The 18,189-nt window shown below is 63.1% G+C and carries 13 protein-coding genes; 5 read left to right on the plus strand and 8 right to left on the minus strand.

Features of this window, described 5'->3' with window-relative positions:
- Positions 1 to 103: 103 nt before the first annotated feature.
- The 5 genes from LDN85_RS16085 to LDN85_RS16105 form a co-directional block, all read right to left on the minus strand.
- A complete protein-coding gene (locus LDN85_RS16085; RefSeq protein WP_026539707.1) occupies positions 104 to 520 on the minus strand; it encodes a DUF779 domain-containing protein in 417 nt (138 codons plus the stop codon).
- Complete coding sequence (gene adhP / locus LDN85_RS16090; protein ID WP_026546362.1) at positions 520 to 1,542, minus strand: alcohol dehydrogenase AdhP; 1,023 nt, start codon at positions 1,540 to 1,542, stop codon at positions 520 to 522. Before adhP ends, LDN85_RS16085 begins: the two co-directional genes overlap by 1 nt.
- Positions 1,543 to 1,637: 95 nt before the next feature.
- Positions 1,638 to 3,161 (minus strand): aldehyde dehydrogenase family protein, encoded by a 1,524-nt coding sequence (locus LDN85_RS16095; protein WP_026539705.1) that lies wholly within the window; start codon positions 3,159 to 3,161, stop codon positions 1,638 to 1,640.
- Between the two features lie 96 nt (positions 3,162 to 3,257).
- Entirely contained in the window at positions 3,258 to 4,601 is a 1,344-nt protein-coding gene (locus tag LDN85_RS16100; RefSeq protein WP_223943510.1) for a GAF domain-containing protein, read from the minus strand.
- 149 nt (positions 4,602 to 4,750) lie between these two features.
- Positions 4,751 to 6,199, minus strand: a complete 1,449-nt coding sequence (locus LDN85_RS16105; RefSeq protein WP_026539703.1) for an FAD-dependent oxidoreductase — start codon at positions 6,197 to 6,199, stop codon at positions 4,751 to 4,753.
- A 118-nt stretch (positions 6,200 to 6,317) separates the two neighbouring features.
- On the opposite strand from LDN85_RS16105, the gene rarD reads away from it, so the two are divergent.
- Positions 6,318 to 7,388, plus strand: coding sequence for an EamA family transporter RarD (gene rarD, locus LDN85_RS16110; RefSeq protein WP_026539702.1), 1,071 nt, complete (start codon positions 6,318 to 6,320; stop codon positions 7,386 to 7,388).
- Positions 7,389 to 7,695: 307 nt separating this feature from the next.
- A complete protein-coding gene (locus LDN85_RS16115; RefSeq protein ID WP_223943511.1) occupies positions 7,696 to 10,107 on the plus strand; it encodes a polysaccharide lyase 8 family protein in 2,412 nt (803 codons plus the stop codon).
- 180 nt (positions 10,108 to 10,287) lie between these two features.
- On the opposite strand, the gene gabT is transcribed toward LDN85_RS16115, so the two are convergent.
- Entirely contained in the window at positions 10,288 to 11,643 is a 1,356-nt protein-coding gene (gene gabT, locus LDN85_RS16120; protein WP_026539700.1) for a 4-aminobutyrate--2-oxoglutarate transaminase, read from the minus strand.
- 59 nt (positions 11,644 to 11,702) lie between these two features.
- Positions 11,703 to 13,133: an aminobutyraldehyde dehydrogenase gene (locus tag LDN85_RS16125; protein ID WP_026539699.1), complete on the minus strand. Its 1,431-nt coding sequence runs from the start codon at positions 13,131 to 13,133 to the stop codon at positions 11,703 to 11,705.
- Between the two features lie 144 nt (positions 13,134 to 13,277).
- Between LDN85_RS16125 and LDN85_RS16130 the strand changes: the two genes are divergently transcribed.
- The 3 genes from LDN85_RS16130 to LDN85_RS16140 all read left to right on the plus strand — a co-directional run bounded on the left by LDN85_RS16130 (position 13,278) and on the right by LDN85_RS16140 (position 16,787).
- The gene (locus LDN85_RS16130) at positions 13,278 to 14,720 is read left to right on the plus strand and encodes a PucR family transcriptional regulator (protein WP_026539698.1); all 1,443 of its coding nucleotides are present in this window, start codon (positions 13,278 to 13,280) and stop codon (positions 14,718 to 14,720) included.
- A 115-nt stretch (positions 14,721 to 14,835) separates the two neighbouring features.
- Positions 14,836 to 16,110, plus strand: coding sequence for an MFS transporter (locus LDN85_RS16135; protein ID WP_026539697.1), 1,275 nt, complete (start codon positions 14,836 to 14,838; stop codon positions 16,108 to 16,110).
- Complete coding sequence (locus LDN85_RS16140) at positions 16,107 to 16,787, plus strand: FadR/GntR family transcriptional regulator (RefSeq protein ID WP_026539696.1); 681 nt, start codon at positions 16,107 to 16,109, stop codon at positions 16,785 to 16,787. Before LDN85_RS16135 ends, LDN85_RS16140 begins: the two co-directional genes overlap by 4 nt.
- Before the next feature lie 9 nt (positions 16,788 to 16,796).
- Here LDN85_RS16140 and LDN85_RS16145 read toward each other — a convergent pair whose 3' ends face one another.
- Positions 16,797 to 18,161, minus strand: a complete 1,365-nt coding sequence (locus tag LDN85_RS16145; protein ID WP_223943512.1) for an MBL fold metallo-hydrolase — start codon at positions 18,159 to 18,161, stop codon at positions 16,797 to 16,799.
- Between the last annotated feature and the right edge of the window lie 28 nt (positions 18,162 to 18,189).

Here is an 18,189-nt window from a genome sequence, read left to right on the forward strand (position 1 = left end):
ACCAATGGACGACCATATTTATCCCAGATAGTGAGACGAACCCACGGAGCCCGTGACTGCTGGGGCTGATGTGACGGGGACGCGTTGCCCCCGTCACACCTGCTCAAAGGCTGGGAACGTCCCAGTCCATGAGGGTGGAACGGATCAGGAACCGTTTACCCTCGGGTGATTCAACGGAGAATCCGCTGCCACGGCCAGTGACAACATCCACGGTCAGATGTGTGTGGGACCAGTAATTGAATTGCTCCTTGGACATCCAGAACTCGAGCGGCCGCGGCTCTTCTCCGGTTCCGATGTCGAAGCGGCCCAGGAGGACATCGGCATCGCCGGTCAGGAACTCCCCCGCCGGGTAGCACATGGGGGCCGATCCGTCGCAACAGCCACCGGACTGGTGGAACATAAGCGGTCCGTGTTGTTCCCAGAGCTTGCCCAGCAATTCCACGGACACCGCGGTGAGCGCCACCCGGGAGAAAGTCTCCCCGGGCAGCGTCACCGCGGCTTCCAAGCTGATGTTGTGCATCAGAACTTCAGCACCACACGGCCGTCGATCTTGGCATGCTTCATCTCATCGAAGATCGCGTTGACCTCGGAGAGTTCCCTGGTTGAGACCGTTGGCTTGATCTTTCCCTGGGCATAGAAGTCAAGCGCTTCCTCGAGGTCCTGCCGGGTTCCCACGATTGAGCCACGGACAGTGAGTCCCTTGAGGACGATTTCGAAGATCGGCGCCGGGAAATCTCCCGGCGGGAGACCGTTGAACACAATCGTTCCGCCGCGACGTGCCATCCCGATAGCTTGGCCGAAAGCCGAAGGGTGGACTGCGGTCACCAAGACACCGTGGCAACCGCCCGTTTCACGCTGGATGACCTCCGCCGGGTCCTCATGCAGGGCGTTGACCGTCAGTTCGGCGCCGTGCTCGCGGGCCAGTGCCAGCTTGTCATCGGCAATATCCACCGCAGCGACGCGGAAGCCCATTGCCACGGCATACTGCACCGCAATGTGCCCCAATCCGCCAATACCGGAGATGGTGACCCACTGGCCCGGCCTGGCTTCTGTCATCTTCAGGCCCTTGTAGACCGTGACGCCGGCACACAGGACCGGCGCCACCTCCACCGGATCCGAACCTTCCGGGATGCGCGCCGCGAAGCGGGTATCCACCAACATGTACTCGCCGAACGAGCCATCCACGCTGTAGCCGCCGTTTTGCTGCGACTCACACAGGGTTTCCCACCCTGTCCGGCAATACTGGCAGTCCCCGCAGGCAGACCAAAGCCAGGCATTGCCCACGATGTCGCCAACGGCAACGTCGGTGACACCCTCCCCCAGCGCCACCACTTCGCCCACTCCTTCATGGCCCGGGATGAACGGCGGCGTTGGCTTGACGGGCCAGTCCCCTTCGGCGGCATGGAGGTCTGTATGACATACCCCGGAGGTGATGAGGCGGACCAGCGCTTGGCCGGGACCCGGCGTCGGGCGTTCCACTTCCTTGACCGTCAGGTCGGTTCCGAATTCGGTAACTACTGCTGCTTGCATGGTGCTGGTCATTGACGATCTCCTTTGATCGGGACGAATGATGGGACTTTTTGTACAGCTGATGCCCCTAAAACCACTCCAGAAGGGCATCTGCTGTACAAAAACTTTTAGAAGAAGCCGAGCTTGTTCTCGTTGTAGCTGACCAGGAGGTTCTTGGTCTGCTGGTAGTGGTCCAGCATCATGGCGTGGTTCTCACGGCCAATACCTGAGGACTTGTAGCCACCGAAGGCGGCACCTGCCGGGTAGGCGTGGTAGTTGTTGACCCACACGCGGCCGGCCTGGATTTCACGGCCTGCACGGTAGGCGACGTTTCCGTTGCGCGACCACACTCCGGCACCAAGGCCGTAGAGGGTGTCATTGGCGATGCCGATGGCGTCGTTGTAATCGCTGAACTTGGTGACGGACACTACCGGGCCGAAGATCTCCTCCTGGAAGATGCGCATCCGGTTGTGGCCTTCGAAAATGGTGGGCTGGACGTAGTAACCGCCGGCCAGATCGCCGGACAACTCGGCCCGGGCACCGCCGGTAAGGAGCTTGGCGCCCTCCTGCTTTCCGATGTCGATGTAGGAGAGGATCTTCTCCAGCTGGTCATTGGATGCCTGGGCGCCAACCTGCGTTTCGGTATCGAGGGGGTTGCCTTGGATGATGCTGTTGGTCCGGGCCACAACGTCGGTCATGAAGGAGTCGTAGATGCCTTCCTGGACCAGTGCTCGGGACGGGCAGGTGCAGACTTCGCCCTGGTTGAAGGCAAAGAGCGTGAAGCCCTCCTGGGCCTTGTCATAGAAAGCGTCATTCTGGTCCGCGACGTCGTCGAAGAAGATGTTGGGGCTCTTGCCGCCAAGTTCCAGAGTGACCGGAATGAGGTTGTTTGACGCGTACTGGCTGATGAGGCGCCCGGTGGTGGTTTCACCCGTAAAAGCGATCTTGCGGATGCGGGAACTGGAAGCCAACGGCTTGCCCGCCTCTACACCGAAGCCATTGACGACGTTCACTACACCAGCGGGAAGGAGATCACCGATGAGCTCCATGAGGACCAGGATTGACGTGGGCGTCTGCTCGGCCGGCTTGAGAACTACGGCGTTGCCTGCCGCGAGTGCCGGTGCAAGCTTCCAGACGGCCATGAGGATCGGGAAGTTCCACGGGATGATCTGGCCCACCACGCCCAGCGGCTCCTTGAAGTGGTAGGCGGTGGTGTCCTCATCCAACTGGGAGAGGTGGCCTTCCTGAGCCCGGACTGCGGAAGCGAAATAGCGGAAGTGGTCCGCTGCCAGCGGGATGTCGGCATTGAGGGTTTCGCGGACGGGCTTGCCGTTGTCCCAGGTTTCGGCCACAGCGAGGAGTTCCACGTTCTCGTCAATGCGGTCGGCAATCTTGTTCAGGATGGCCGCGCGCTCGGTGGCGGAGGTTTTGCCCCAGGAAGGCGCAACCTTGTGGGCGGCATCCAGCGCCAGTTCGATGTCCTCGGACGTGCCCCGGGCAACTTCGCAGAAAGCCTTGCCCGTCACCGGAGTGATGTTCTCAAAGTAGGCGCCCTTGACCGGGGCAACCCACTCGCCGCCAATCCAGTTCTCGTACCGGTCCTTGAAAGTGACCTTCGAACCCTCGGCACCCGGCTGTGCGTAAACAGTCATTGCTAGCTCCTTTGCTGCGAATCACGGTGGCTGTCGCCATTGATCCGAGCCTAAGAGCGGGGAGGTTGCAGCTACGTTGCAACCATGTGAGTCAGCTCACGCTTTCATTTCCCTGTCGATGCGTTCAAGATCAGCGACGACGGCGGCCCGCTTGGGTGAGCGCGGCGGCAGCAACTTCAACACGGCCAGGCGGAGGTCGACGTCGTACTTCGCTTCCGGCAGCTCCGCGTACTTGAGGAGCGAATCCACGCTGCCGTCACTGAGCAGCGCCTCGCGCAGCAAGTGCGAGACCCTCTCACGCAACTGCACGACGCCGGGCGCCTCCGAACGTGGCAAAAGCCCGCCCTTGTAGATTTCCAAGGCAATGCGGTGCGCGCCGCGCTGAAGGCAACTGAGGACCTGCCCGGAGTCGGGCAGCAAATCGACCGGCAAACGGTAAGGCCGCGACTCGGGGACCGCCCCCGGGCTGAGTTCCTGGATGACTTTCCGGAGGCGGACCATCTCAGCCCTCAGGGTGACCGCCGAGCCGTCGCCCGGATACAAATGGGCGCAGAGGTCATCCGCGCTAAGTCCAGCGGGATGATTGCTCAGGATGGCCAGAATCTCGCTGTGCCTGGCGGACAAGGACACTGTCCGGCCGTCGATGCTGAGCAGGGCCTGGTCTCGGCCCAACAACTGCAGGCTGTTCCGGTACAGCGTGTGGCTGGAAGCGGCAGCCGCGCTCCGGCGTCGGGGTTTGTCCTTGACTGCGGCCGCCAGCGTCAAACGTTCAATGCGCAGCTGGGCCTGGGCTGCCGCAACGGTCGCCTCCACCAGGGAAAGGGTGTGCGCCGCCACCGCCGTTTCAGTGCCGGTGATGTCCACAACGCCCAGGACCGCCCCGGAATCGGGATCATGGAAGGGAACAGCAGTGCAGCTCCAAGGATGGACAGAGCGCTTGAAATGTTCCGCCCCCGAGATCTGGATGCTGCGGTCAAGGGCCAGCGCGGTCCCGGGAGCGCTGGTGCCTACGGACGCTTCAGACCAGTCAGCGCCCGCCACGAACATCATGCTTTCAGCGCGGCGCTGCATCACAGGATCGCCATCCACCCACAAGAGCCGTCCTACGTCGTCCCCCACTGCCACCAACAGGCCACTGTCATGGCTGGGCTGAACCAGGAGCTTCTTGATCACGGGCATGATGGTGGCCAAAGGGTGCTGCCGGCGGTACTCCTCCAGCTCATCGCGGTCCATGGCGAGCGGAGCTTCAGCGACGTCCGGGTTGGCCTGCAGGCTCGCGGACCTCTGCCAGGATTCACGGACCAGGCGCCGCAATCCGGCGATGTCTTCGGGCACTCCGAGACGCAAGGAATCCAAGCGCTCATGGCCTGAGAGGGCACGCTTCTGCAGCAACTCCGCGGCCTCGCTGCCTGGAACCGGCGGATGGACTGGATTCCTCATCGAACTCCCTGGTAGTCCGCTATGACAGTGCTCTGCACATGTGGTGGGCGGGACAGTATCGAGAAGTCTAGTTCGGGGAAGGGAGTTTTTGTACAGATGAAGCCCCTAAAGCAGCCGAATAAGGGCATCAGCTGTACAAAAACGCCTTGTCAGCCGCGGGAGATCCGGATCATTTCCTCGCGCGGAACAACCTTGATGCGCTCTCGGACCACACCCCCGCCTTCTCCAGCCGATCCTTCGGCGGAAGTCCAGGCAGCACCCAGCGCGGCCTCATGGGCATCGAGCCTGTTCCAGCCTTCCCAGGTGGTGTACTCGATCCCCCGTTCTTCCAGGAGATCAATGATGGCCTGCGGATCCGGGTTCTCCGCCGGGGGCAGGTTGAGCCGGTCTTCGAGGAGGAATCCGATGGTCTCCAATGCATCGCCCTTGGTATGGCCGATCAGCCCCACCGGTCCGCGCTTGATCCAGCCCGTGGCGTAGATTCCCGGCACGGGCTCGCCGTCGGCACCCAGGACGCGACCGCCGTCGTTCGGAATGACGCCGCGGCGGGCGTCGTACTCAAGCTCCTCCAACGGCGAACCGTGATAGCCGATGGCCCGGTACACCGACTGGACCGGATACTCGATGAACTCCCCCGTGCCCTTGACGTTGCCCGTTCCGTCCAGTTGCATGCGCTCGAACTTAATCCCCGAGACCTTGCCCGGGGTCTCCGGCGAATCCAGGATCTCCACCGGACTGTGCAGGAAGTGCAGGTGCAGGCGACGGGAGGAGGGCTGCTCGGACTCGGCGTGCTCCTCCACCAGCCAGTTCGTCATGGTGTTGACCATGGTCTTGATCTGGTTGTTCGTCCTGATGGCCTCGTCCGAGGCTTCGTCGAACTCGAAATCTTCCGGGTAAAGGACGATGTCCACGTCCTTGCAGTGGGACAGTTCGCGCAGTTCCAACGGCGTGAACTTCACCTGCGCCGGACCGCGGCGGCCGAAGACGTGAACGTCTGTCACCGGCGACTTCTTCAGTCCTGCGTAGACGTTGTCCGGGATCTCCGTGACCAGCAATTCCTCCGGGTGCTTGACCAGCATTCGGGCCACGTCCAAAGCCACGTTGCCGTTGCCGATCACCGCGATTTCCTTGGCATCGAGCGGCCAGTCGCGGGGAACATCCGGGTGTCCGTCATACCAGGAGACGAAGTCCGCGCCGCCAAAGGATCCTTCAAGTTCAACACCGGGGATATTCAGGTCGGCGTCCTTGATGGCACCGGTAGAGAAGATCACGGCGTCATAGAAAGCCCGGAAGTCATGCAGGGTGAGGTCCCTGCCGTAGGTCACGTTGCCCAGGAAGCGGATATCGCCGCGGTCCAAAACCTTGTGCAGCGCATTGACGATCCCCTTGATCCGCGGGTGGTCCGGAGCCACACCGTAGCGGATCAGTCCGTACGGTGCCGGATAGGCCTCGAAGAGATCAATGCTGACCTCCACATGTCCGTCCTTAACCTCGTTGGATTTGGTCAGGATGTCCGCGGCGTACACGCCTGCTGGTCCTGCACCAACGATCGCCACGCGCAGCGGACGATTGGGGGTTGTTGCGGCTGAGTTGGACACCGTTAGCCCTTCCGAAGCAGTGAGCCACGCCCGTTGGTGGGGCGCGCAGATTCCAATTCTAGATGTCGACCCTACGCCCGGACGCTTATATGGCAGGAGTCACGGAAATTCACCAAGATTGCGGAATATTGCGGGCACACGTGGTGTTGGCGACAATGTGTCGACTCCGGATCAGATAACTGCCAGCTCTTCCTCTTCAAACCAGCCCACGACGACGACTGCCGGGGTCGGCGGCAAACCCGCCCGCGGTGCCGGCAAGCCCGTGCGGAGCGAGTCGACAGCGGGAATCCTCTTCGGAATCGGTGCCTACGGCCTGTGGGGGCTCCTCCCCCTCTACTTCTATGTCCTGATGCCGGCCAGCGCCGTGGAAATCGTGGCAAACCGGGTTGTCTGGTCCTTGATCTTCTGTGCACTGCTCATCACGATTACCCGGGCTTGGCGGGTGTTCGGCGCAGCCGTGAAGGACCGTTCAGTTTTCGGGCCCTTGGCCTTGGCAGCCGGCCTTATTGCCATCAACTGGCTGACCTACACTTTCGGGGTCACCACCGGCCATGCCGTTGAGACTTCACTGGGCTACTTCATCAATCCCCTGGTTTCTGTCCTCCTGGGCGTTTTTGTCCTGAAGGAAAAGCTGCGCCCCTTGCAGTGGGCAGCGGTGGGCATCGGCTTCGTCGCCGTGGGGGTCCTGACGTTCTCTTACGGTCAGCTTCCTTGGATTGCCCTGATCCTGGCTTTCAGTTTCGGTTTGTACGGTTTCGTGAAGAAGCGTGTTGGCCCCAAGGTTGACGCCCTGACGAGCCTGAGCGTTGAGACCGTTGTACTGGCTCCGTTCGCCGCGATCACCATGGTGGTGCTGGGCGCCACTGGAGTTGCCACGCTGACCACCCAGGGAGCGGGGCACCTCTGGTTGCTGGTGGCTTCGGGCGTCATCACGGCCGTGCCTTTGCTCTTCTTTGGAGCTTCAGCCCGCCGTCTGCCGATGACCACCATAGGCCTGCTGCAGTATTTCGCGCCGGTTCTTCAGTTCGTGGTCGCCCTGACCGTGTTCAACGAGACCATGACCACTGCCCGCTGGATCGGCTTCTGCGTGGTGTGGTTGGCCTTGGTGTTGCTCACCATCGACATGCTGCGGACTACGCGGAAGAACTCCGTGCTGAAGAAGCAGGCCCGGCTGGCTGCTGCCGGGTAGTTCTGCAACGCGGGGTCACTTATGGCCCCTTCGACGGCGCTTAAGGGGCCATAAGTGACCCCGCGTTGTTTTAGTCCAGTACGTGTTGTGCAGTTCTGTTCATTTCTGTTGAGAGGGCAGGGAACCGGACATAAGGTTGCGGAAACTTTTCCCAACCACGTCCACCCATCCCGCCCTGGCCACCCGACGCCCCCGCCGCCATTGCAGCTCGCCCGGTTCGCGCAGCTCGCGCTGGGTGCGAAGGGTGGGCGGGGAACCCGGGGCAACAGTTTTGAACGGAGCAGTTTTGAACTTCAATGGACCAGCAGTGAGTCGCAGGACCCTCTTCCGCACCGCCGCGGCCGCCGCCGTCGCGGGTGCGCTGCTTTCCCAGGCCGTGCCATCATTTGCCGCTTCCGGACTGCAGGAATTGATTGATCGACGGCGGATGGTGCTGACCGGGGGCCGCAGCGCCGCAGACATTCCCGAGCTCGCCGCGCAGTTGGAAGGAATGGGCCAGACCGCCGCGAAGTGGTGGGAGTCCATGGACAAGTCGGCCGCCCGGACCTCGCTGTGGAGCGACATACCGCTGACCGGCATTGGGCAGTCGGCCGATGCCACGGGCAACATGGGCCTGCATTTCAACCGCCTCTATGACATGGCACTTGGATACGCCGTTCCGGGGAACCCTTATGCGGGCAGCCCGGAGCTGGCCGCTGACATTGTTGCGGGCTTGCAGCTCCTGAGTGACACCGCCTACAAGCCATCCGTGAAGGCAGCCGGCAACTGGTGGTTCTGGGAGATCGGCGTGCCCCGGAAGACCGTGGACATCCTGACGCTCCTCTACGCTGAAGTTCCGGAAGCTCTCCGCACGTCATTGTTGGCTGCCGTCCGTTGGTTCGCGCCCAACCCGAATTGGCGCGGACGTGCCACATCCTTGGCAGAGACCGGCGCCAACCGCGTGGACAAATCGCTGGCCTGCTGCATGCGGGGCATCCTGGACAACAAGGATAGTGAAATAGCGCTGGGCAGGGATGCCTTGAGCGACACCGTCCGTGGCGGGGTCAACAGCGTCTTCACGTACGTAACCAGCGGCGACGGCTTCTATGCTGACGGCTCCTACGTCCAGCACTCCTACCTGCCCTACGCGGGAACCTACGGAGTGGTGGCCCTGGCCGGAATCGCTGAGATCATCGCCATGTTGGGCGGCAGTACCTGGGCAGTCAACGACCCCAAGCAGTCCGTGCTCCTCAACGCCGTGGAGGATACCTATGCCCCGTTCGTGTGGGACGGACGGATCATGGACACCATCCGCGGCCGTGCTGTCTCCAGGCAGCGCGAGCCCGACTACGTCAGCGGCTTTGGGCTCATCTCAGCAGTCCTGCTGCTGGCCCCGGGCTGCGAGGAACCCTACAAGTCGCGGTTCCTGGCCTTGGCCAAGGGCTGGCTGGAACGCTGCGCGGACCAGAAACTCGTGGGGCATCCAACCCAGAGCCTGGCAAAGTCCCTGTTGTCCCTGGGCGTCCTGTCCGACGCTGCCGTAACTGCGGCACCGGCGCCCGTCTACAGCCGTATGTTCGCTGACCAGGACAGGCTGGTCCATCACCGCCCCCAGTGGGGCTGCACTGTGAACCTTTCCTCCAAGCGCATAGGCCGCTTCGAATGGGGCAACAGCGAGAACAACCTTGGTTGGTATCAGGGCGACGGGATGACATTCCTCTACACACGGCAGGATCCGTCCCAGTTCAGCGCAGACTTCTGGCCGACTGTGGATCCGTACTCACTTCCCGGAACCACCGTCAATGACCAGGCGAGGGTCAGCGGAGCCGGGGGTGCGGGCACCGGAATTCCCCGCGCTTTCCAAGCATTTGCCGGCGGGCTGACCGTGGATGGCCGCTGGGGCGTCGTCGGCATGGACCACCTCAACCACAACAAGACCCTGTCCGGCCGGAAATCGTGGTTCTTCCTGGACGACGCAGTGGTCTGCCTCGGTGCGGGTATTACCGGTACCGGGGGTTCGGCCGTGCAGACCACGGTGGAAAACAGGTCCTTCGCGGCCGGTGCCGTTCCTGCGCTGCGCACCGATTCCCGGAACAGGACCATGGCGGCCGGAGACGCCGCCGTGGCTGTGAAGCGGTCCGTGCATGTAGAAGGCCATGGCGGCTACGTGTTCCTGGAAGCGCCAGGGGTTTCCGGCAGCACTGAAGTGGCCGTGATCCGTCGGACGGGCTCGTGGTTCGACATCAATTCAGGGGCGGACACCGGCGGCACCAAAGATCCCGTGACCCGGGACTATGTGACCATCACGAATCGTCATGGCAAAGATCCCGTGGGGTCCGGCTACGCCTACATGGTGCTTCCCGCTGCCAGCCACTCTGACAATTTCTCCCAGTCCGCGAATCCCGGGGTGAAAGTCCTGGCCAACTCCGCGGAGGTCCAAATGGTGGAGGTAGCCAAGGATCAACTGGTCATGGCCAACTTCTTCACTGCAGGTTCCGGTGGCGGCTACTCGGTGTCCGGGCCATGCACCGTGGCGGCACAGATGACCGGGGACAAGCTCGGGCTCTCCGTGGCTGATCCGTCCCGGACCCAGTCCTCTGTGCGGATCACCGTGGATGGGGCGTGGAGCAAGCTGGCGGATTCCGATGCCGGAGTGACTTTGGTCAGCACCACTCCGCTCGTCATCGAGGTCCAGTTGGACGGACACGGCCACCAGAAGAACCTGACGCTGGGCACCTAGGCGCGATCCGCCGTCGTGCGTCCTGCGGTTGGTTCGCCGAGTTCGCGGGAACACTGCGAGGACCGCCGGAAACTTCCAGCGATCTCGACGGTCTCCCGCGAACACGGCGGCGAGAGTTAAACAAAGGAGGGCCGGGTTCACGAATGAACCCGGCCCTCCTTGTGTGCGAAGCGGTGAAGCTTACGCGTGCGCCTTGATGGCTGCTGCGAGGACCTCGAGGCCGTCGATCAGCAGTTCGTCGCTGATGACCAGCGGCGGGAGCAGGCGGATGACGTTGCCGTAGGTGCCACAGGTCAGGATGATGACGCCTTCCTTGAGGCAGGCGGCGGCAACGGCCTTGGTGAGCTCGGCGTTCGGCTCCTTGGAACCGGGCTGGACCAGCTCGATTGCCAGCATGGCGCCACGGCCGCGGATGTCGCCAACTACGGAAACTTCCCCAGCCAGTTCGCGGAGCTTGCCCAGTGCGAGCTCTTCGATGTGGCGGGCGCGGCCGTTGAGGTCGTGCTGCTCCATGGTGTCGATCGCTGCAAGTGCTGCGGCGCAGGCAACCGGGTTGCCACCGTAGGTGCCGCCGAGGCCGCCGGGGTGAACGGCGTCGAGCAGGTCTGCACGGCCGGTGATGGCGGACAGCGGGAGGCCGCCGGCGATGCCCTTGGCCATGGTGATGATGTCCGGGACAACGCCTTCGTGGTCAACGGCGAACCATTCGCCGGTGCGGCAGAAACCGGACTGGACCTCGTCTGCGATGAAGACGATGCCCTTTTCCTTGGCCCACTCGGACAATGCCGGGAGGAAGCCTTCGGCCGGGACGATGAAGCCACCTTCACCCTGGATGGGTTCGATGATGATGGCGGCAACCTGGTCGCCACCGATCTGCTTTTCGATCATGGTGATGGCGCGCTTGGCGGCCTCGGCACCGGTGATCTCCGGGTTCTCTTCACGGAACGGGTAGCTCATGGGCATGCGGTAGACCTCGGGCGCGAACGGGCCGAAGTTGGTCTTGTACGGCATGGCCTTGGCAGTCAGCGCCATGGTCAGGTTGGTGCGGCCGTGGTAGGCGTGGTCAAAAGCTACGACGGCGTCGCGGCCGGTGGCCAGGCGGGCAACCTTGACGGCGTTCTCCACGGCTTCAGCGCCGGAGTTGAACAGCACGGTGCGCTTGGCGTGGTCGCCCGGGGTGAGGCGGTTGAGCTGCTCGGCAACTGCAACGTAGCCCTCGTACGGGGTGACCATGAAGCAGGTGTGCGTGAAGTGCGCGGCAGCTTCCTGGACGGCAGCGACGACGGCGGGGTCGGACGCGCCGACGCTGGTCACGGCGATGCCGGAGCCGAGGTCGATGAAGGAGTTGCCGTCGACGTCGCGGATGATGCCGCCGTCGGCGTCTTCAACGTAGACGGGGACGCCGGAGGCGACGCCGGCAGCAACGACGGCGGAGCGACGCTCGGCAAGTGCCTGCGACTTGGGGCCGGGGAAAGCGCCGTTGATGTTGCGCTTCTGCTCGATGCGGTACGAGAGTTCGTTCGCGGTGGTGGTCATGGGGTGGTTGCCTTTCTGGGAAATTCGTACGGGTGGGGCGGACGCGCTACGCAACTGCGTTATGCATCTAGTGCAGACATCACGTGCTTGATGCGCGTGTAGTCCTCCACGCCGTACATGGAGAGGTCCTTGCCGTAGCCGGACTGCTTGAAGCCGCCGTGGGGCATCTCTGCCGTCAGGAGGATGTGTGTGTTGATCCAGACCGCACCGAAGTCCAGGTCACGGCTCATGCGCATTGCCGTTCCGTGGTCGGTGGTCCAGACGCTGGACGCCAAGGCGTATTCGACGTCGTTGGCGAGCTCGAGCGCTTCTGCTTCGGTGCTGAACTTCTGGACGGTGATGACCGGGCCGAAGGTTTCCTTCTGCACGATGTCATCGGTCTGCTTGGCGCCGGAGATGATGGTGGGCTCGAAGAAGAAGCCCTTCTCCCCTGCGCGGTGGCCACCGGTTTCGATCTTGCAGTTGGCCGGAAGGTGCTCCACTACCGAGGTGACGGCGTTGAAGTGGTTCACGTTGTTGAGCGGGCCGAAGTAATTCTCTTCGTCGTTCTGCGAACCGGTGTGCAGAGTCTTGGTGTGTTCCACCATGGCTGCCACGACGTCGTCGTGAACGGAGTCCTCCACCAACACGCGGGTGATGGCGGTGCAGTCCTGGCCGGCGTTGAAGAATGCGAACTCGGCGATGGCCGCGGCGCTCTTCTTGATGTCGGCGTCCTTGAAGACGATGGCCGGAGCCTTGCCGCCAAGTTCCAGGTGTGCACGCTTGAGTCCCTTGGCTGCGCCGCTTGCAACGGCGATGCCGGCGCGGACGGAACCGGTGATGGAAACCAGGCCGGGAACCTTGTGGTCCACCATCATGGCGCCGGTCTCACCGGTGCCAAGGACCACGTTCAGGACACCGGCCGGGAAGATCTCGCCGGCCAGGCGGGCCAGCACCAAGGTGGATTCCGGGGTGGTGTCCGAGGGCTTCAGGACGATGGTGTTGCCAGCAGCCAGTGCGGGGCCGATCTTCCAGATGGCCATGAGGAACGGGTAGTTCCACGGGGCAACCTGGGCTACGACGCCGATCGGTTCACGGCGTACGTAGGAGGTGTGGCCCTCGAAGTATTCGCCTGCGGACTTGCCTTCCATGATGCGTGCGGCACCGGCAAAGAAGCGGAGCTGGTCTGCGCCTGCGGCAACTTCTTCGGAGGCGATCAGGGAGCGAACCTGCCCGGTGTTGCGGTGCTGGGCGTCAACGAGCTCGTCGCTGTTGGCTTCCACGGCGTCGGCGAGCTTGAGCAGCATGAGCTGGCGCTGTCCGGGGGTGGCGTGCTTCCACGTCTTGAAGGCCTCAGCTGCTGCGGTCATTGCAGCATCGACGTCGGCCTGCACCGAAATGGGCGACTTGGCAACGATTTCCCCATTGGTGGGGTTCACGATGTCCAGAAGACCCGTACCTGCCGGCGTAACGAATTCGCCGTTGATGAAGTTCTGCAAGGTTTGAACCACGGTGTGCAACCTCTTTCGGTGTCTGGGCATGGGTTTTAGCTGATCAGAGCCTATGCCAGGGAGGGGGTCCAAGGAATAGTCAGCTGCACACAGAGGAGGCCTCGGCTTAGTGCGCTTGACCAGCGCCGGGTTAGGCTTTTAAGCATGGCAATGTCCCTCGCTTCGCTCGTCGCTGTCCCCTCCCTGAAACTCCGTCAGGCCGGCCTGGCCGAAACCACCTGGAACCAGGACATCAGCTGGGTTGCCGTCACGGAATTGGAGGATCCCCAGCGCTTCCTCAGCGGCGGGGAACTGGTCCTCACCACCGGCCTGCGCCTCAAGAGCGCCGCGGACCAGAGGCGCTTTGTCCGTCAGGTCCAGCGGGCCGGCGCAGTGGGCATCGGCTTCGGCATCGGCCTTACCCATGAGGCAGTTCCGGAGGCACTGATTGCAGAAGCAAACCGCTGGGGCCTTCCACTGGTGCAGGTGCCCTACGAGATCCCCTTCATTGCCATCGGAAAACTGGTGGCGGAGTCGCACTCGGCGGACCACTACTCCAACCTTGAGCGCCTCTTGGCGGGACATCAGATCCTGGCCCGCTCGCTGCTCACCGGCGGTGGCCTGAACGAACTCCTCAAGCAACTGGGCAGCATGCTCCGCACGGACGTTGTGCTCACCCAGTTCAGCGCGCAGTTGTACAACAGTGTTGCGGGAAAACCGGCGCCGACGGCGGATGGCTGGGCGTCCTACCCGATTCCCACCGGCCGCAGGGACGCCTGCACGCTCTGGTTGAGGCAGCCGTTTGTGGACTCGGGAATCGTCAGTTATGCGCAGAACCTCATCAGCGTGGAACTGAACAACATGGTCAAGCAGCGCCAGTCCCAGCGGGCCATGGCCGGCCAGGTGCTGGACGACGTCATCCACGGCACTTTGGAGACCATTGAGGCGGCCCGGCGTTTGGCCGGCGTTGGCATCAACAGCACCCGGAAGAATGTGGTGCTGGTTGCCGAGTCCACGGCCCACCACAAACAACTGGTCAGCATCTCACTGCCCCAGGCGCTGGAAGCGGGCGTCAGCGCCGTCGTCGGGAAGGACCTGGTAACGGTCATCAGCGACGACGGTACCTCGGCTACCGCTCTGGCCAAGAGCCTCAGCGATCATTTGCAGGAAGCCGGTATCCACGCCGTCATTGGGATCGGGGGCGCCTACACCAAGCCGAACGGTTTGCGCTGGAGCTACTTTGAAGCGCGCGACGCCGTGGCGCACGGCTTGCCGGTCAACGAGCCGGAGCGCCTGAGCCTGACCTCGCTGTTGCTCGCCAGTGAGGACGTTCCCCTGGCAGACATGGCCAGCGAATCCCTTACGCCTTTGCGGAAGTTCGACGCCGCCCACGGTGCCGAACTGGTGGCCACCCTGGAGAGCTACCTGAACCACAACGGCTCGGTGGCAGCCGTGGCTGAAGCCCTCACCTTGCACCGCAACACGGTCCGTTACCGTTTGGCCCAGATCACTGAACTGACGGGCTACGACCCCTCGCAGACGCAGGACCGCGTGCAGCTTTGGCTGGCTTTGGCTGTCCAGCGCCTCGGTTCCCGCAACCCCCGCTGAGCGTCCCTCAACTTCCGCAGCGTCCCCATAGGTTCCAACGGAAAGCTTCGAGTTCCAGCGGAGAGCTTCACCACAAAACTGTGGACTTTAGACGTCAAACGTCTAACCTTTAGATATGGCAGCGACTACTCCCCTTACCCCCAGCACCGGAAACATTCCTACCGTTGGCCCTGCCCAGGCCCTGTCTGCGCAGGCGGTCCCCAAAACGCGCGTGGTCGCCGTCGTCGGCATTATTGCCGTGGTCCTTATCGGTTTGAATCTACGCGCAGGCATCACCAGCGCCGCAGCACTGTTCCACGAACTGCAGCAGGTCCTTGGCTACGGTGCTTTGGTGGCGTCCATCCTGCCATCCATCCCGCTCCTGTGCTTTGCGGTTGCAGGTTTGGGAACGTCCTGGCTGACCCGCCGCGTAGGCGTAGAGAAAGCCATCGCCATCGCCTTGGCATTGCTGGCCGGTGGTTTGTTGGTGCGTGGGGTTCCGGTGACCGGCGCACTGCTTGGCGGCACGGTCCTGGCAATGTCCGGCCTGGCAGTGTGCAACGTGGCCATGCCGTCCTTCATCCGCGAACACTACTCCGAGCGCACCTCCATGATGACGGGCCTTTACACCTTCACCATGTCCGGCGGCGCCACCTTTGCCGCGGTCGTCAGTGTTCCCTTGGCGCAGGAACTCGGCTCGCCCTCCATGGGCTTGGCGGCTTGGGGCCTGCTGGGTGTCGCAGCCCTCCTCGGTTTCCTGCCCATAGTCCTGCACACCCACCGGAACGCCACCAGGATTGATCGGCCCCGGGTCTCCATGTGGCCGCTGCTGCGTACCCGCCTGGGCATCCTCATCACCGCGATCTTCACCTTCCAGGCTTTCCTGGCATATGCCGTGATGAGCTGGTTCGCCTACATTCTGACCTCGCAGGGTCTCAGCGCTTCCGAAAGTGGTCTCCAGTTCGGCGTGATGCAGCTGGTCTCCGTCGCTGCCGGCATGATCCTGCTCGCCTTCGGTTCCCGCCCCGGCATGCTCCGCCCCGCGCTGTATCTGGCCAGCAGCTCAACCTTGCTGGCCATCGCCGCCATGGTCTGGCTGCCGACGTCGTTGGCGGTCGTTCCCGCCGTCCTGTTCGGCTTCGGCTTGGGCATCTTCCCGCTGGTTCTGGTGATCATCAGCCGCAGTGGACGCTCGACGGCGGAAACCACCGCGCTCTCCACCATCGCCCAATCGCTGGGATACTTGATTGCGGCAATCGGCCCGTTTGGCATGGGCCTGCTCCACAGCGCCACCGGCGGCTGGGTGCTGCCCCTGAGCCTGTTGTCGGTCGTGGCCGTGGCTCTCATGGTTACCTGCCACTTGCTCACCAGCAAGCGCACTGCCACCAAGACCGGACCGAGGACAGCATGACCCTGACCCCTTCGCATCGCCCGGCCCTTGCCGAGGAGATCACCGCCAAGCTGCGGGACATGATCAAGTCCGGCGAGTGGCCGCTCCAGGAGCGGATCCCCGCGGAACCTGAGCTGATGTCCACCTTGGGCGTTTCCCGGGGTACCTTGCGCGAGGCAATCAAGGCACTGGCCCATTCGGGCATGCTGGAAGTACGTCGCGGCGATGGCACCTATGTCCGGGCAAACAGCGAGATGTCCGGCGCGGCGCAGCGCATGTACCTGGAGCACACGCAGGAACATATCGTTGAGGTCCGGCTTGGCCTGGACACCCAGGCGGCCCGCCTCGCCACCAAACACGCCACCGCCGAGGACCTGGCCGAGATGCGCCGCCTCCTTGCGCTCCGCCACGACGCCTGGCAGGCCGAGGACTACCCCACGTGGGCCAGCGCCGACTGGGAGTTCCACGAGCGGGTCGCACTGGCATCGGGCAATCCCCTGCTGCATCAGCTGTACGTTTCGTTCGGCGGAGTGTTCCACAACGACCTCCTCCGCCAGCAGCGCAAGGACGGCTTCAACGGCATTCCACGCGAGGGCCATGACGAACTGGTTGACGCCCTTGAAGCCCATGATCCGGAGGCCGCAATCCAGAGCGTGTACCGGAACCTGGACTACTGCTCGGATAAGGCGCCGCGGTAGCTTTTCTGTTTACGGCACTGTTTCAACGCCGGCCCCGGCGGCGTCCCTGAACCTGGCATTGATCAGGACAACCTCCCGTCCGGCCCGGTCCAGGAGACTTGCGGCGACACTCGCCCGGTATCCCGTGGCGCAGTGCACCCAGGTCCTGTGATCCGGCAGTTCGGTGATCCTCCCGAGGAGCTCGTAGACGGGCACGTTCAGCGCACCCTTGATATGGGAAGTGGTGAACTCGTCCGGACGCCGGACGTCCAGCACCAAGTCCTCCGGCTTCCGCTCGCTTGCAAAGAGGTTCCAGTCTCCGTGCCCATAGCTCGTCCGGGGATGGTCGGCGGCCAACAAAACGGCTTCAGGCCCGACGGCGGCATCCGGGCTGTCGATGCCGATCCTCGCCAAGTCACGGATCGCCTTTTCAACCTCACTGAGCGGGCCCAGCAATGTGAGCGGTTGGTTCCAGGGGATCACCCAACCCAGGTAGCTGGTGAAGTTGTCACCGCGGCCATATTCGAAGCCCACGCTGCCTTGAAGGTGGCCGTCCGCAAATGCCACCCTGTGGCGGAGGTCCACCACCCACTCCCCTGCCCTCAACCGCCGGCTCAGTTCCTCAGGATCAACTGAGTCCGGAAGTGTGAGGTCCGGTCGGCCCGGTCCGGCCGCATTCAGCGGGCTCATGTGGGCGTAGTACGCAGGATAGGCAGTGATGTTCGCCAACAATTCCGAGACGAAGTGGTGCTCGCTGGAATCGGTCAAGGCATGGTTGGACTCTGCCTGCTCAGCAATTGTCGAAAATTCCTGATGGCTCGCGGGCCCGATCGAACAGAACGAACCGAAGCCATGGGTCGGGTACAGCGCAGCCTCCGGACGGGAAGCATCCACCAGGCGCCGCACGGACGAATACTGGTCATGGGCCAGCTTGGCAGTGTCACGAGGGGAGACCAGGTCCGTCCGCCCTACTGAACCGTAGAGCAAGCTGCCGCCGGAAAACACAGCCTCCCGGCCGCCGTCGTGCGTGTCATCCCGCACCACGTACGAAAGGTGCGTGTGGGTGTGGCCCGGCGTCGCAACGACCGAAACCGCGAGCCTGCCGACGCGCAGGACCTGGCCGTCGGTGACGGGAACCCTCACAAACGAAACCTCATCCGCCGCGTTCACCAGATACGCGGCACCGTGCTTCTCCGCCAGGACCAAACCGCCGGTGACGTAGTCATTGTGCAGGTGCGTTTCGGCCACATGCGTGATCCGGACACCGGCGTCACGGGCAGCCTTTTCAGCCCGGTCAATGTCCCGTTGAGGGTCAATCACCAAGGCCACGGAGCCGTCGTGCACCAAATAGCTGCGGTCCCCCAACTGGGGAGTTTCGATGACCACGACATCCATGCTTCAGGGTACAACCGGGCGCAATGAA

This window comes from Arthrobacter sp. StoSoilB20, assembly GCF_019977295.1.
GTDB lineage: Bacteria > Actinomycetota > Actinomycetes > Actinomycetales > Micrococcaceae > Arthrobacter > Arthrobacter nicotinovorans_A.

Coding starts and splice junctions, on each gene's coding strand:
- adhP (WP_026546362.1), bottom strand. CDS start 1,542: ATGACCAGCACCATGCAAGCAGCAGTAGTTACCGAATTCGGAACCGAC.
- gabT (WP_026539700.1), bottom strand. CDS start 11,643: ATGACCACCACCGCGAACGAACTCTCGTACCGCATCGAGCAGAAGCGC.
- LDN85_RS16095 (WP_026539705.1), bottom strand. CDS start 3,161: ATGACTGTTTACGCACAGCCGGGTGCCGAGGGTTCGAAGGTCACTTTC.
- LDN85_RS16135 (WP_026539697.1), top strand. CDS start 14,836: ATGGCAGCGACTACTCCCCTTACCCCCAGCACCGGAAACATTCCTACC.
- LDN85_RS16130 (WP_026539698.1), top strand. CDS start 13,278: ATGGCAATGTCCCTCGCTTCGCTCGTCGCTGTCCCCTCCCTGAAACTC.
- LDN85_RS16140 (WP_026539696.1), top strand. CDS start 16,107: ATGACCCTGACCCCTTCGCATCGCCCGGCCCTTGCCGAGGAGATCACC.
- LDN85_RS16085 (WP_026539707.1), bottom strand. CDS start 520: ATGCACAACATCAGCTTGGAAGCCGCGGTGACGCTGCCCGGGGAGACT.
- LDN85_RS16100 (WP_223943510.1), bottom strand. CDS start 4,601: ATGAGGAATCCAGTCCATCCGCCGGTTCCAGGCAGCGAGGCCGCGGAG.
- LDN85_RS16145 (WP_223943512.1), bottom strand. CDS start 18,161: ATGGATGTCGTGGTCATCGAAACTCCCCAGTTGGGGGACCGCAGCTAT.